We start from the raw sequence: 14359 nt of genomic DNA on the forward strand, positions 1-14359 counted from the left end.
TTTCGTTAAACTCTTGAAACATCAACCACTTGACTCGCTTCGCTGCCTCTTGAAGCGGGAGGCGAATTCTACAGCGTTACAACCTGCTGTCAACCACCTTTTTCACCGCGTTCAATCCGGAGACTGAAGCACTTCCAACCTCTTCAAAATCGCTAACTCGTTGAATCTCAAGGAGTTTAGCGTTCCGTTGTCGCTGGAAGTGGGGCGCATTATAAGGGGCTCAGAACAGGCGTCAACCCTTATTTTCATAAAAGCTTCAAATAACGCCATTTGCCTTCAAAGCGGCCAACCGGCCAGCATCCAGCTGCAGCAGTTCACTCAGCACCGCCTCGGTATGCTCACCCAATAATGGAGGGGCGTGCCGGTATTGCACGGGTGTGCCGGAGAGCCGAATAGGGCTCGCTACTTGCGGCAGCGTACCGGCCAGCGCGTGCTGGAGGTGGATCGCCAGGCCGCGGGCCTGTACGTGGGGGTCTGCAAACACCTGGGCCAGGTCATTGACCGGCCCGCAGGGTACGCCCGCCGCTTCCAGCGCTGCGACCCATTCAGCCGTTTCCCTGAACACTGTGACCTGCCGAATCATCGGCACCAGCACCGCCCGGTTGGCTACCCGCGCAGCATTGGTGGAAAACCGAGGGTCATCCGCCCACTCACCGCGCCCAGCTACCTGGCAAAACTTGCGGAACTGGCTGTCATTACCCACGGTGAGAATCATGTCGCCATCGGCGGTGGGGAAATCCTGGTACGGCACGATATTAGGGTGTGCATTGCCCAGCCGTCGCGGTGCCACCCCCGTAGTCAGGAAGTTCATGGCCTGGTTGGCCAGGCAAGCCACCTGAACGTCCAGCAATGCCATATCTATATGCTGGCCTTCACCGCTGGCATGGCGAGACTGCAGCGCAGAAAGGATCGCCACGCTGGCATATAGGCCGGTCAGGATGTCCGTCAGGGCAACCCCGACCTTTACCGGGCCTGCGCCCGCCTCGTCCTCGGCCCGGCCCGTCATGCTCATCAGGCCGCCCAACCCTTGAATCAGGAAGTCATAGCCTGCACGGCGCGCGTAGGGCCCGGTCTGCCCGAAACCAGTAATCGAGCAGTAGATCAGCCGTGGGTTCAGCGCCCTCAAGCTAGCGTAGTCGAGCCCATAAGCCGCCAGCCCACCTACTTTATAGTTCTCTATCAACACATCGCAGCCCAGCACCAGCTCACGCACCAGGCGCTGCCCCTCGGGATGGGTGAAGTCGATCGTCACCGACTCTTTATTACGGTTGGCGGAAAGGTAATAAGCCGCCTCGCCGGTGCTTTGCCCTTCGGCGTCTTTCAAATAAGGCGGCCCCCACGCACGGGTGTCGTCGCCACTACCGGGCTTTTCGACCTTGATCACGCGTGCGCCCAGGTCGCCGAGCGTCTGACCGGCCCACGGCCCAGCGAGCACTCGCGACAGGTCCAGCACCCGTACCCCGCTCAATGCCCCCATCATTCACCCCCACCTTTATTAGAAGAACGCTTGGATGCCGGTCTGCGCACGGCCGAGAATCAGCGCATGCACGTCGTGGGTGCCTTCGTAGGTGTTGACGACTTCAAGGTTGACCAGATGCCGAGCAACTCCGAACTCGTCGCTGATGCCGTTGCCGCCGAGCATGTCGCGAGCCAGCCGGGCGATATCCAGCGCCTTGCCACAGGAATTGCGCTTCATGATCGAGGTGATCTCCACAGCGGCCGTGCCTTCGTCTTTCATGCGCCCCAAGCGCAGGCAGCCTTGCAATGCCAAGGTGATCTCGGTCTGCATGTCGGCAAGCTTTTTCTGTATCAGCTGGTTCGCCGCCAGCGGCCGGCCGAACTGCTTGCGGTCCAGGGTGTATTGGCGTGCTGTGTGCCAGCAATGTTCCGCAGCGCCCAAGGCGCCCCAGGCAATGCCGTACCGCGCTGAGTTCAGGCACGTGAAAGGCCCCTTCAAGCCGCGCACCTCTGGAAAAGCGTTCTCTTGCGGCACGAATACGTTGTCCATGACGATTTCACCCGTGATGGAAGCCCGTAACCCTACCTTCCCATGAATCGCCGGGGCGCTAAGGCCCTCCCAACCTTTCTCGAGGATGAACCCGCGGATATCGCCCGCGTCGTCTTTGGCCCAGACCACGAACACATCTGCAATAGGGCTGTTGGTGATCCACATCTTGTTGCCGCTCAGGCGATAACCACCTTCTACCTTCTTGGCACGGCTCACCATCGAACCTGGGTCTGAACCGTGGTCAGGCTCGGTAAGGCCAAAGCAGCCTATCCATTCGCCTGCCGCAAGCTTGGGCAAGTACTTCTGTTTCTGCGACTCACTCCCGAATTCGTGAATCGGCACCATCACAAGTGAGGATTGCACACTCATCATGGAGCGATAGCCCGAGTCGATACGCTCTACCTCGCGGGCTATGAGGCCATAGCACACGTAATTCAGGCCGCTGCCGCCGTATTGCTCCGGCAAGGTGGCACCCAGCAAGCCTACCTCGCCCATTTCTCGAAAGATCGCAACGTCTGTGCGCTCATTGCGAAAGGCGTCCAGCACCCTGGGCAGTAGGCTCTCCTGAGCAAACTGAGCGGCGCTGTCACGCACCATGCGCTCTTCATCGCTCAGTTGCTGGTCGAGCAGGAGTGGATCAGCCCAGTTGAAACTCGCTTTGCCGGCCATCTGCAGTCACCTCGTAAAAGTCAGTGGCTGAAGCCTAGCCAAGCATGCTCGTCTGCTCAAACGAGTAAATTGCAGCCTGTTGTGTTGATTTCTCACTCCGAAAAGCGCACAACCCAAGCACATCACACGCAGAGGTACGGCCCCATGCGCCGCAAGATCCCTAGCACGGCTGCCTTGGTGAGCTTCGAGGCAGCCGCCCGGCACGAGAGCTTCACACGGGCGGCGCAGGAGCTATCGCTCACCCAAGGGGCGGTATGCCGCCAGATAGCGAGCCTTGAAGCGTTTCTCAACGTCGAGCTGTTCAAGCGTACGCGCCGAGGGGTAAAGCTCACCGAGGCCGGGCTGGCTTACAGCCGCCGGGTGAGTGAACAGCTCGATGCTGTCGAGCGCGACACCTTGTCGATCATGGGCCAACAAGGGAGCGACGCGCTGGAGCTTGCGGTGGTGCCGACCTTCGGCACGCAGTGGCTGCTACCCCGGCTGGGCGAGTTCCAGCAACACAACCCGCAGGCGGTGGTGAACCTGACCAACCGCACACGCCCCTTCCTGTTTGCCGATACCCCTTTCGATGCTGCTATCTACTATGGCGACGCCGACTGGCCAGGTACACAGGCACACCGCCTGATGGCAGAGGACGCCGTGCCCGTCTGCAGCCCTGCTTTGCTCGAAGGTCGCACAACGCTGCCCCCCAACGAGATCGCCGCACGGCCACTGCTCCAGCAGAGCACCCGCCCTTATGCGTGGCGGCAGTGGTTCAATCACTGCGGGCTGCAGATTGGCCGCGACATGACCGGCCCCCGCTATGAATTGTTTTCGATGCTGGCCATGGCTGCCACCCATGGCATGGGTATCGCGCTTATCCCGCCCTTTCTCATCTCACGCGAGCTGGCCTGTGGTCAGCTGGTTATTGCGCATCCAGCTGCAGCACCCAGCGAAAAAGCCTATTACCTGATGGTGCCGGAACGAAAGACGCAGAACAACTTGGTCAGAAGTTTCAGAGACTGGCTGATCGAAAGTGCTGGCCGCTATTCCATCGACGCATCGCTCCCATAACTAATCAACTAATAACTCGGCAGAATAGGAGCTATAACCTCATCAATTCCAGCCAAGAATAGGAGCTATAAAAGTCGGTATGGCATGCGCTATCTAAAATACCGACAGAATGGGAAAATCTAGATATTTATCCTTATAAAACAGAGTGTTAGGTTAGTCGGCAGCTTTTTCAGTCGCCTTAACTAAAACAATTTAAACTCCGCAGTTGCAACTTTCTTACTTTCATACGCACAATGCAGCTTCCCGGCTCCTCGGACCGGCCTCGACCCTTAACATTGGTCACTCTCGCGCTCTCGGCGCGCGCGGCTGTTTGCGCGAAAAAAACCGCAGGAGAATAAAAAGGTGCATATAGGCGTCCCTCTCGAAACGTTCCCGGGTGAAACGCGGGTAGCGGCAACACCTGAAACGATCAAGAAACTGCTCAGCCACGGGCATCGCGTCACTGTAGAGCGCGGTGCGGGTCATTCGGCGAGTGTTACCGACGCCGCCTATGAAGCAGCCGGCGCTCAACTGGGTAGTGCCGCCGACGCATTCGGTGCTGAAGTGGTGCTGAAGGTGATCGCTCCATCCGAAGCGGAATTGCTCTCGATCCATCCCGGCTGTGTGCTGATCGGCATGCTCAATCCCTTCGACAACGACAACATCGCCCGCATGGCAGCACGCGGCGTCACGGCGTTTTCACTCGAAGCGGCGCCCCGTACGTCCCGGGCACAAAGCCTGGACGTGTTGTCGTCCCAGGCCAACATCGCGGGCTATCGGGCTGTGTTGCTGGCAACGCAGTACTACCCCCGCTTCATGCCGATGCTGATGACCGCCGCCGGCACCGTCAAAGCCGCACGTGTTCTTGTGCTGGGCGCCGGTGTCGCAGGCCTGCAGGCCATTGCGACGGCCAAACGGCTGGGCGCGGTGATCGAAGCATCCGACGTTCGCCCCGCAGTGAAGGAGCAGATCGAATCGCTTGGCGCCAAGTTCATCGATGTGCCGTTCGAAACCGATGAGGAACGCGAATGCGCGCAGGGCGTGGGCGGCTATGCCCGGCCAATGCCTGCCAGCTGGATGCAGCGGCAGGCACAGGCAGTGCATGAGCGCGCTCTGCAAGCCGACATCATCATCACCACCGCGCTGATCCCTGGGCGAAAGGCACCGACGCTGCTCAGTGCCGAAACGGTTGCACAGATGAAGCCCGGCGCGGTGATCGTAGACCTTGCTGCAGTGCAAGGCGGCAACTGCCCGCTCACCCAAGCCGACACCGTGGTGGTGGAAAACGGCGTCACCATCGTCGGCCCCAGCAACCTGGCTGCGCAGGTGGCCGCCGACGCCTCAGCGCTGTATTCACGCAACCTGCTCGACTTCACTCGGTTGATCTTCGATACGCAAGGCAACCTGAACATCAACCTGGAAGACGACATCGTCGCCGCCTGCCTGATGTGCCGCGATGGCCAGGCCGTGCGTAAGAACGCCTAGGAGCACCGCTATGGAAGACATGCTGATTTCCCATGGGGTCTACAACCTCATCATTTTCGTGCTGGCTATCTATGTGGGTTACCACGTCGTATGGAACGTGACGCCAGCGCTGCACACGCCGCTGATGGCTGTCACCAACGCTATCTCGGCGATCGTGATCGTGGGCGCGATGCTTGCAGCGGCGCTGACCGTCACCCCCTTGGGCAAAGTGATGGGCGTACTCGCCGTCGCGCTGGCCGCCGTCAACGTGTTCGGTGGTTTCCTGGTCACCCGGCGGATGCTTGAAATGTTCAAGAAGAAAGACAAGAAAGCCGAGGGCAACAAGCCATGAGCATGAACCTGGTCACCTTGCTGTACCTCATCGCCTCGGTGTGTTTCATCCAGGCCCTCAAAGGGCTCTCGCACCCCACTACCTCGCGCCGGGGCAATCTGTTCGGGATGGCCGGCATGGCGATCGCCGCACTCACCACCGTAGCGCTGATCTTCAAGCTGGGCAGCGAGCTGGCCGTCACCGGGCTGGCCTGGGTAATGCTCGGCCTGCTGCTCGGCGGCAGTGCTGGCGCGGTAATGGCCAAGCGCGTGGAGATGACCAAAATGCCGGAGCTGGTCGCGTTCATGCATAGCATGATCGGCCTGGCAGCAGTGTTCATCGCCGTGGCGGCCGTGGTCGAGCCGCAATCGCTGGGTATCGTCGCCTTGCTGGGCGACCCTATCCCCACAGGTAACCGGCTGGAGCTGTTCCTGGGCGCCGCCATCGGCGCGCTGACCTTTTCCGGTTCGGTGATCGCCTTTGGCAAGCTCTCGGGCAAATACAAATTCCGCCTGTTCCAAGGCACGCCGGTGCAGTTCGGTGGCCAGCATCTGCTCAACCTGGCATTGGGCCTGGCGACACTTGGCTTGGGGCTAGTGTTCATGTTCACCGGCAACTATGCAGCGTTCTCGCTGATGCTGGCCTTGGCGTTCGTACTCGGCGTGCTGATCATCATCCCGATCGGTGGCGCCGACATGCCGGTCGTGGTGTCGATGCTCAACAGTTATTCGGGTTGGGCAGCGGCAGGCATTGGCTTTTCGCTGAACAACTCGATGCTCATCGTCGCCGGGTCGCTGGTTGGGTCCTCAGGGGCGATCCTGTCCTACATCATGTGCAAAGCGATGAACCGCTCGTTCTTCAACGTCATCCTCGGCGGCTTCGGCGGTGCGGCTACCGCCAACAGCAGCGGCGGCAGCCAGGAGCAACGGCCGGTCAAATCCGGCTCGCCGGACGATGCCTCGTTCCTGCTGGGCAATGCCGACAGCGTGATCATCGTGCCCGGCTACGGCCTGGCCGTCGCGCGCGCCCAGCATGCGCTCAAGGAGCTGACCGAGAAGCTCACCCATAAAGGCGTGACGGTGAAATACGCGATTCACCCCGTCGCCGGCCGCATGCCTGGGCACATGAACGTGCTGCTGGCCGAGGCCGAGGTGCCGTACGACCAAGTGTTCGAGATGGAAGACATCAACGCTGAGTTCGGCCAGGCCGATGTGGTACTGGTGCTGGGCGCCAATGACGTGGTGAACCCTGCCGCCAAGAACGATCCCACATCGCCAATTGCCGGAATGCCGATCCTGGAGGCGTTCAAGGCCCGCACCATCATCGTCAACAAGCGCTCCATGGCCAGCGGCTACGCAGGCCTGGATAACGAACTGTTCTACCTGGACAAGACCATGATGGTGTTCGGTGATGCGAAGAAGGTTATCGAGGACATGGTCAAGGCCGTCGAATAAGGCTCGGTAAAATCAGGCGAAGGCCCTGCCCCTTGATCGGGGTCAGGGCTTTTTTACGCCCCTTGCAATAGTGTTTTGCAGGAAAAGCCCGCCCTAGAGCCGCTCCTTACGACCTTGGTAGCGGGACGCAAACCCGCCGCAAGCCCTAGACTTCGCACCCTGCTTCCGTGTTTCGAGATAACAATCATGTACTCCGACCGCATCCGCATGCCCGCCTTGCAGAGCAAGGTAATGACCGCGGCAGACGCCGCTGCCTTTATCGAAGACGGCATGACCGTCGGCATGAGCGGCTTCACCCGTGCCGGCGAAGCCAAGGCCGTGCCGCAGGCGCTGGCACAGCGCGCGCTCCAGCATCCACTGAAAATCACCTTGATGACCGGTGCAAGCCTGGGCAATGACCTGGACAAGCAACTGACCGAGGCAGGCGTGCTGGCTCGGCGCATGCCATTCCAGGTCGACACTACGCTGCGCAAGGCCATCAACGAAGGCAAGGTGATGTTCATTGACCAGCACCTGTCCGAAACCGTGGAGCAGTTACGCAACCGGCAGATCCATCCGGTGGACGTCGCAGTGGTCGAAGCCATCGCGCTGACCGAAGAAGGCCATATCGTGCCTAGCACCTCCGTCGGCAACTCTGCCAGTTTCGCCATCCTGGCCAAGAAAGTGATTATCGAGATCAACCTGTCGCAGCCGCTATCGCTTGAAGGGTTGCACGACATCTATATACCTACTTACCGCCCCACCCGGCAGCCGATTCCTGTGCTCCGCGCCGATAGCCGCATCGGTGGTACCGCCATTCCGATCGACCCGGCCAAGATCGTCGGTATCGTGATCAGCGAGCAATCCGACTCCCCTTCTACCGTGCAACCGCCGGATATCGAAACCAGGGCCATTGCCGATCACCTGGTGGCGTTCTTCGCCCGCGAAGTCGAGCAGGGCCGCCTGACGCCGCAATTGATGCCTTTGCAAGCGGGTATCGGCACCATCGCCAATGCGGTGATGCATGGCTTGCTGGATTCCCCTTTCGAAAACCTGAGCATGTATTCCGAAGTGCTACAGGACTCCACCTTCGACCTGTTCGACGCGGGCAAGCTGGCGTTTGCTTCTGGCAGCTCCATGACCTTGTCAGCCTCCAAGCATGAGCAGGTATTCGCTGATTTTGATCGATACAAATCGCGCCTGGTGCTTCGGCCTCAGGAGATCTCGAACCACCCAGAGGTGATTCGGCGCCTTGGGATCATCGGAATCAACACGGCGCTGGAATTCGACATTTATGGCAACGTCAACTCCACGCACGTATGCGGTACGCGGATGATGAACGGGATCGGTGGCTCAGGGGACTTCGCCCGGAACGCACACCTGGCGATTTTCGTGACCAAATCAGTAGCCAAGGCGGGCGCGTTATCAAGCGTGGTGCCGATGGTCAGCCATGTGGACCACACCGAACACGACGTGGACATCCTGGTGACCGAGCAAGGCCTGGCCGACCTGCGCGGCCTGGCACCGCGGGAACGAGCGCGAGTGATCATCGATAACTGCGTGCACCCGGGTTACCGAGTTGCCTTGAATGACTACTTCGAGCGCGCCTGCGCACGAGGCGGTCATACGCCGCACGTTCTACGCGATGCACTGGCTTGGCACATCAGAGCAGAGGAAACCGGCCGTATGCTTGAAGTAGCCCCCACGGATCAATGAACTGCCAACAGTACAGTTGGAGTGATAGGTGCGGCACGCTGCCGCACCTTGCATGAACTGTTCTACTGTACCGGCCAAAAAACAGCTTTTCCGACCTCTCCGCGCTATGCTGCCCGTAGAAATGCACCATATGCGTGCACACCAGTACAGTTCGCCCCAAAATGAGCACAACAGGGCGCTATAACAGCTGACTGACTGACCACAATATTGCAGAACTGTACCTTTAGCGAAGGCCTCGGGAAGCGCATCATTTGCTCCAAGTTCACAACACTTCTCTAGCCCCGCCAAAAGCGGAAGGATGATCACCATGGAACGTACCCTCAGTTCCGGCATTCAGTTCAAACAACGCACCGCTCAACCTACCTCGCTGATGCTCCGCGTAGCCGCCAACGTCAGCTTGTGGCAGCGCCGCATCGCCAGCCGCCATCAATTGGCTCGCCTGGACGCTCGCCTTCTGGCCGACGCCGGTATCACCGAGTCGCAGCGTTGCGAAGAGCTGAGCAAGCCGTTCTGGCGCTGATGCCAGTGCGAGCCTAGCTCGCAAGGTGTTCCTCAAACCCGCACGGCCTCGCCGATGCGGGTTTTTTGTTATCTGAGAAACACAGCCGGCCGTAACAGTTTACGGAATATAAGAAATACACCAATACAGTTTCATAGCAGCCCTTGTTTTCTGGAACCTTGAGGCCGAACCCGCTCTAATAGGCGGCTTGCTCCCCTTCGATCTTGAGGCAACATCCATGAAAGTTATTCGTTACACCTGTGCCCTGCTGCTGGCCCTCTCCTGCGGCGCTCAAGCCAGCAGCTTCGTGGTCACCACCGACGCGCTGGTACGCGGGGTGAATGCCAGTACCAACGCGACCTCGGATGCAACCTCTTCGCTGCGCGACAATAAAATAGTGCGCGCTGCCCGCGAGGACGCCGCCAGCTTCGTCGCCACCTCGGGGGCATTGCGCGGTGCACAGCTGGAAAGCGCCCTGGCTTTCATTCGCCAACAGCAACCCACGCTGCAGGCCTCAGACGCTACGCTGGCTCAGGCCATTCTCGCCGCCGAGTAGAGGCTTCAAGGTGATGAAAGTTTGTACATTAATGTTTCCCAAGCCTTCCGAAGGGCTAGCCCGCTTTAGAGCGTTCCGCTAGCCTTGCGGCTCGTGTTTCACAGTAATTGGCTATTCGATGCGCAAACTCCTATCGCTTTGCCTGCTGTTGGCTTGGGCAAGCAGCGCTCAGGCGTTCGACACCACTACACAAGGCGTGGTCATCAGCGGGTATGTCACCAGCAAGCTCACCAGCACCCCGTTCGAGCACAAGCTCGTAAGCGCCGCCAAAGACGACGCCGCGGTGTTCATCGCCAGCGGCGGTGAGGTCCGCGGCGCCCGGCTGGAAGCCGCGCTTGACCACCTGCGTGAACACCAACCCAAACTTCATGCGGGCGACCTTGAACTGGCGCAGGCCATCCTCGTCCAATGAGCACTTTTCGTTACAGCAAAACCCGGAGACACCCCCAGATGCGCAAGTCGTTGATCGCAGCCACCCTCGGCCTGCTCGCCGTGGCTGACCTCGCCCAGGCCCACACCCTGGTGGCCACCAGTAACATCATCGTCCGTGCCTTCGGCCGCTCGATCGACTTCACCTCAGACACGACCACCTCGATCCGCGACTCCAAGGTCGTCATGGCTGCCAAGGACGACGCTGCCAGCTACGTTGCCAGTGACGGCGGCTACCACGGTGCCCAGCTCGAAGCTGCATTCAACACCCTGCGTGCGCACCTCCCTGAAGCTCAAAGCGCCAGCGACCAGCAGCTGGCAGAGGCCATCCTCGCACTGTGAGGCGCGTGCTCGGCTGGCTAATGGGCGCAGCGCTCTGGGCCAGCACCTGCAGCGCCATGGCCGGCCTGGCGCTTAAGCTGGATACCGAGGGTTTGAGCACGGCGCAGCAAAGCGCCAGCCAGGCCTTGCTCGACGACGCCATGGCTCACCTGCCGCCTAGCTTCAAGCAACGGCTCGATCGCACCGTGAGTGTGCGCTGGTCCGATACGCTCCCAGCGGCGGCCTATGGCGAGGCCAGCCCAGTGTCGGAGCTTGAACTCAATATGAAGCTGTTGCCGGGCTTGGCCGACGGCAGCGCGGCGACGCAGCAGACTGGCCGCCCCCACGGCACCGTGCGCCAGGAGTTACTGGCCACTGTGCTGCATGAGCTCACCCACATCTATGACCGCGCACGCCTGTGGCCGGCGCAGCAGCGTGCGGTGATCCTGCGCTGCCAGCGGCAGATGCAGGCCAGTGGCGACGTGGGCCTGCCCGACGATTGCCGGGGCCAAACCGACCGTCGCTTCACGCTCAGCGATGACCCACACCTGCTGGACCTTGCCGGTTGGCCGCAATCAATCGGCCAACGTGGGCTTCGGGAGGTAGAAAACCGGCAGATCGCCCGCAGCCCGGACCTTTACGAGACCACCAACGCCCGTGAGTTCGTGGCGGTCAACATGGAGTATTTCCTACTCGACCCCAGCTACCCCTGCCGCCGGCCGGAACTCTTCGCCTGGTACAAGGCTCAGTTCGGCTGGGCACCTGCGCAGGCCGAGCAATGCCCGCAGGCATTGCCCTACCTCAACGCTGGCAGCGATTTCGCTCGCGAGCCGTTGGGCAAGATCGACCCGGAACGGGTCTACGAGGTCGATTACCTGCTGGCCGAAGCCAACCAGAACTGGGTCAGCCGCTGGGGCCACAGCATGCTGCGCCTGGTCATCTGTGCCCCTGGCCGCCCACGCGGGCCTGACTGCCGCCTGGACCTGGACCAGAGCCTGGTGCTGTCTTACCGTGCTTTCGTCAACGACGTGCAACTTTCCACCTGGGGCGGCCTGAATGGGCAGTACCCATCGCGGCTGTTCGTCCTGCCGCTGAATCAGGTGATCGACGAATACACCAAGATCGAGCTGCGTAGCCTGGCGTCGGTACCGCTCAAACTCGACCGTGCCCAGATCGAATCCCTGGTGCGCCACGCCGCCGAGATGCACTGGAGCTACGACGGCAACTATTATTTCCTTTCCAACAACTGCGCTGTGGAGACCCTGAAGCTATTGCGCAGCGGAACCGACGTAGGGTCACTGGAAGGCCTGGACAGCATCGTGCCTAACGGTTTGCTTCGGGTACTGCAGGGCCGGGGCCTTGCCGACACCCATGTACTGGACGACAAGAAGGAAGCGCTGCGCCGCGGCTACCTGTTCGATTCATATCGCGATCGTTACGACGCGATGTTCAAAGTCGTCCGCCAGCGCCTGCCGATCCAGCAGCAGAGCGTGGAGCAGTGGCTTGAACAAGCCCCGCAAGCACGCAGGCCGTGGTTCGAGCAGGCGGATCTGCGCGCCAGCGCCGCATTGCTCTTGTTGGAGCAAGCAGGCTTCAGGCGGCAGCTGCTGTTGGCGCAGGATGAGGTCAAGCAACGCTACCTCAATGCCCGCGCCGCCAATGACCCCAACGTGGCCAATGCCAACGGCACATTGGAGGCAATACTGGCTGGTAGCGGATTTCTCAGCCGCCCGGCGGAGCTGCTGGGCAGTGACGGCTATGGCCTACCGCAGCAAAGCGAGTGGCAGCGGCTTGAGCGCGAAAGCAGCGAGAGACAGAAGAAGCTGCAGCAACTCAACGTGAGCCTGGACAAAGAGATCCGTGCGTTGCTAAGCCCTGAGCGAGTGCAGGGCATCGAAGCCAGTGAGGCCAATCTCAAGCTGATCGGCCAGCATCTACGTGACCTGCACAAGGCCAGCGGTGGTTTGACGCTATAGCCTGGGGCAGGTCGTTTCAGAACTGCGCCTATTCACCCCCCCGCCCCCGGCATGCTCCCATGCGCCTCCCGAGCAGCCGGAACGGGTTCCCCCCGCCATGAAGCAGCACTCCCACCTCGAAAACCTGCTGGCCGAGAACGACCCGATACCGGTCGGCCGTTGCGCCACCTGCCAGCGCAGCGGCCTGCCGATCCTGCCACTGCGCACTGCCTTCGCCCCGCCGGCAGGCGACATCGAGGCCGACGTGACCTCCGCTCGCCTGGGCCGGTTGCGCACCCTGCGCCAGGGTTACCTCTATGTGCTGCTCGACGCCCAGGTGTGGCAGGCCTACGCCGTGACCGAGCAGGGCCTGCTGCGCCAGTTCGTGCCGCTGCAAATGCCGCTTGACCCGCCAGCACCCATTGCCGAGCACTGCATCCGCGAAAACCATCACCTGCCGGCCTCGTTCATCAACATTGATACAGCCCGCTACAGCAAGGCCTGGCTGGCCTTTGCCAACGACCCTTGGCCTGCCGAAGTGCTCGACCGTTATAAACACGCTATCGCCGGGGGCCGCTCGCCGTTGGAGGCCCGCTTTCGCGAAATAGACCTGGCGCTGGCCCGCGAGCAACCGGCGCAGCTGGGCATCGCCATGACGGCCGAGCAGGTGGGCCTGGAGGCGGTGCTGGAGTTCGCCACGCCGCAGCTCGATAACTTCACCAGCGCCCACGGCTTCTGCGCTCGCTGGAGCCTGCCCCACGTATTCCAGGCGTACATCCAGACGCTGATCGAACGTGAACACCTCCCCCAGGGCGTGCTCGCGCTGACCCTCGACGACCCCGTTGGCGTGCTGCAAGAGCTCAATGCCCAGCGCCTGGCGCGGTTCGAGGCCATGCTGCAGTGGCGTGCCGAGCCGCAGCGGCGTTTCGAACACTTCACCTCGCAGACCCTGCTCGGCCTGCGCACGGCCTATGAGCGCAGTGCCGAGGCGCAGGCTGAGCAGGCTATAAAAGAGGAGCGTGCGCACCGCGAGCAATGGAACGCGGGTTACTTTGGCGAAAAGGTAACGCTGCCGCCAGTGAACGCCACTGTGGTCACTGCACAGCACCGACAGGAAGCGCTGGCCCGGCTCGAAGAGCGCTACGACGAGCGTGCAAGGGCGGCGTTCGATACGGCTTACCACCGCGACCTTGAACGCTGGCAGAAGAGTGTCGATGCGCTGGGTGAGCTTTATGCGCACTACAGCACTGACACTTTATTTGCCCTGATCATCGAACACGACTACAGCGCCGACTGCTCGCGGTCGCTCGAGGGTTTCATCCTGATGGTGTCTGCCGTGCTGGGCGGCGGCCCGACCGAGCGGCTGCCCGCGGAAGATCAGGCGCTGGGCGCTACCCAAGCCCTGTGGCAGCGCCTGCTCGAAGACACCGGCAGCCTGTTCTACCAAAGCCTCCTGGCCAAGCACGGGCCCCTGCACGAACAGGTCAAAACCGGCCTGGCGGGCGATGACCTGGGCAAGGTGTACGACGCGGTCAAAAGCCTGATCACCAGCGAAGATGGCAAACAGCTAATGACCACTGCAGTGCAGAACGCCACCGCCCACCTGCTCGCCGCAGCCAACAACGCCCAGCACACCCTCGGCCCCCGGCTCAGCCGGCAGGCCCAGGCGCTGGTGGGCCACCTGCACAGCATCACCCTGCTGCGCTACGCCGGCCAATCGCTCACCCCGATGACCGTGCAACTGACCGCAGGCGAATACCTCAAACTGCTCAACAACACCCTGCGCACCCGCACCGAAGCCTTCATCAAGACCCTGGATGAAACCCTGCGCAAACCCGGCCAGGCCAAAGTGCGCGCCACGGTGATGAATGCAGCGTTCACTGCCGCCATTTCCACGCAAAGCGAAAAGCTGATCACCGTCACCCTCTGGACGCTGGAAAGCGCCG

At 61.2% G+C, this 14359-nt stretch carries 13 protein-coding genes; 11 read left to right on the forward strand and 2 right to left on the reverse strand.

What is annotated here, in order from left to right:
- Positions 1–256: 256 nt before the first annotated feature.
- Both F474_RS22295 and F474_RS22300 read right to left on the reverse strand, forming a co-directional pair.
- Positions 257–1480: a CaiB/BaiF CoA-transferase family protein gene (locus F474_RS22295; protein ID WP_176510743.1), complete on the reverse strand. Its 1224-nt coding sequence runs from the start codon at positions 1478–1480 to the stop codon at positions 257–259.
- Positions 1481–1495: 15 nt separating this feature from the next.
- Positions 1496–2677, reverse strand: coding sequence for an acyl-CoA dehydrogenase (locus F474_RS22300; RefSeq protein WP_097089768.1), 1182 nt, complete (start codon positions 2675–2677; stop codon positions 1496–1498).
- A 144-nt stretch (positions 2678–2821) separates the two neighbouring features.
- Between F474_RS22300 and F474_RS22305 the strand changes: the two genes are divergently transcribed.
- The 11 genes from F474_RS22305 to F474_RS22740 form a co-directional block, all read left to right on the forward strand.
- The gene (locus F474_RS22305) at positions 2822–3730 is read left to right on the forward strand and encodes a LysR family transcriptional regulator (RefSeq protein ID WP_097089766.1); all 909 of its coding nucleotides are present in this window, start codon (positions 2822–2824) and stop codon (positions 3728–3730) included.
- Positions 3731–4072: 342 nt separating this feature from the next.
- Positions 4073–5194 carry a Re/Si-specific NAD(P)(+) transhydrogenase subunit alpha gene (locus F474_RS22310; RefSeq protein WP_097089764.1) on the forward strand — a complete coding sequence of 374 codons (1122 nt, stop codon included), beginning with the start codon at positions 4073–4075 and terminating at the stop codon, positions 5192–5194.
- 10 nt (positions 5195–5204) lie between these two features.
- Positions 5205–5525: an NAD(P) transhydrogenase subunit alpha gene (locus F474_RS22315; RefSeq protein ID WP_097089762.1), complete on the forward strand. Its 321-nt coding sequence runs from the start codon at positions 5205–5207 to the stop codon at positions 5523–5525.
- A complete protein-coding gene (locus F474_RS22320) occupies positions 5522–6958 on the forward strand; it encodes an NAD(P)(+) transhydrogenase (Re/Si-specific) subunit beta (RefSeq protein ID WP_097089760.1) in 1437 nt (478 codons plus the stop codon). Before F474_RS22315 ends, F474_RS22320 begins: the two co-directional genes overlap by 4 nt.
- A 186-nt stretch (positions 6959–7144) precedes the next feature.
- Positions 7145–8653, forward strand: coding sequence for an acetyl-CoA hydrolase/transferase family protein (locus F474_RS22325; protein ID WP_097089758.1), 1509 nt, complete (start codon positions 7145–7147; stop codon positions 8651–8653).
- A 307-nt stretch (positions 8654–8960) separates the two neighbouring features.
- Complete coding sequence (locus F474_RS22330; protein ID WP_097089757.1) at positions 8961–9173, forward strand: DUF1127 domain-containing protein; 213 nt, start codon at positions 8961–8963, stop codon at positions 9171–9173.
- 217 nt (positions 9174–9390) lie between these two features.
- Entirely contained in the window at positions 9391–9708 is a 318-nt protein-coding gene (locus F474_RS22335) for a DUF2388 domain-containing protein (RefSeq protein WP_097089755.1), read from the forward strand.
- Positions 9709–9826: 118 nt separating this feature from the next.
- Positions 9827–10120, forward strand: a complete 294-nt coding sequence (locus F474_RS22340) for a DUF2388 domain-containing protein (RefSeq protein WP_097089753.1) — start codon at positions 9827–9829, stop codon at positions 10118–10120.
- Between the two features lie 38 nt (positions 10121–10158).
- Positions 10159–10479, forward strand: a complete 321-nt coding sequence (locus tag F474_RS22345; protein ID WP_097089751.1) for a DUF2388 domain-containing protein — start codon at positions 10159–10161, stop codon at positions 10477–10479.
- 20 nt (positions 10480–10499) lie between these two features.
- A complete protein-coding gene (locus F474_RS22350; RefSeq protein ID WP_097089748.1) occupies positions 10500–12434 on the forward strand; it encodes a DUF4105 domain-containing protein in 1935 nt (644 codons plus the stop codon).
- A 97-nt stretch (positions 12435–12531) separates the two neighbouring features.
- Positions 12532–14359: T6SS effector BTH_I2691 family protein (locus tag F474_RS22740; RefSeq protein WP_305887882.1), on the forward strand; the 1828-nt coding region annotated here is incomplete at its 3' end.

This window comes from Pseudomonas sp. URIL14HWK12:I12 (assembly GCF_003097135.1).
Classification (GTDB): domain Bacteria; phylum Pseudomonadota; class Gammaproteobacteria; order Pseudomonadales; family Pseudomonadaceae; genus Aquipseudomonas.

Coding starts and splice junctions, on each gene's coding strand:
- F474_RS22295 (WP_176510743.1), bottom strand. CDS start 1,480: ATGATGGGGGCATTGAGCGGGGTACGGGTGCTGGACCTGTCGCGAGTG.
- F474_RS22300 (WP_097089768.1), bottom strand. CDS start 2,677: ATGGCCGGCAAAGCGAGTTTCAACTGGGCTGATCCACTCCTGCTCGAC.
- F474_RS22305 (WP_097089766.1), top strand. CDS start 2,822: ATGCGCCGCAAGATCCCTAGCACGGCTGCCTTGGTGAGCTTCGAGGCA.
- F474_RS22315 (WP_097089762.1), top strand. CDS start 5,205: ATGGAAGACATGCTGATTTCCCATGGGGTCTACAACCTCATCATTTTC.
- F474_RS22320 (WP_097089760.1), top strand. CDS start 5,522: ATGAGCATGAACCTGGTCACCTTGCTGTACCTCATCGCCTCGGTGTGT.
- F474_RS22325 (WP_097089758.1), top strand. CDS start 7,145: ATGTACTCCGACCGCATCCGCATGCCCGCCTTGCAGAGCAAGGTAATG.
- F474_RS22330 (WP_097089757.1), top strand. CDS start 8,961: ATGGAACGTACCCTCAGTTCCGGCATTCAGTTCAAACAACGCACCGCT.
- F474_RS22335 (WP_097089755.1), top strand. CDS start 9,391: ATGAAAGTTATTCGTTACACCTGTGCCCTGCTGCTGGCCCTCTCCTGC.
- F474_RS22340 (WP_097089753.1), top strand. CDS start 9,827: ATGCGCAAACTCCTATCGCTTTGCCTGCTGTTGGCTTGGGCAAGCAGC.
- F474_RS22345 (WP_097089751.1), top strand. CDS start 10,159: ATGCGCAAGTCGTTGATCGCAGCCACCCTCGGCCTGCTCGCCGTGGCT.
- F474_RS22350 (WP_097089748.1), top strand. CDS start 10,500: ATGGGCGCAGCGCTCTGGGCCAGCACCTGCAGCGCCATGGCCGGCCTG.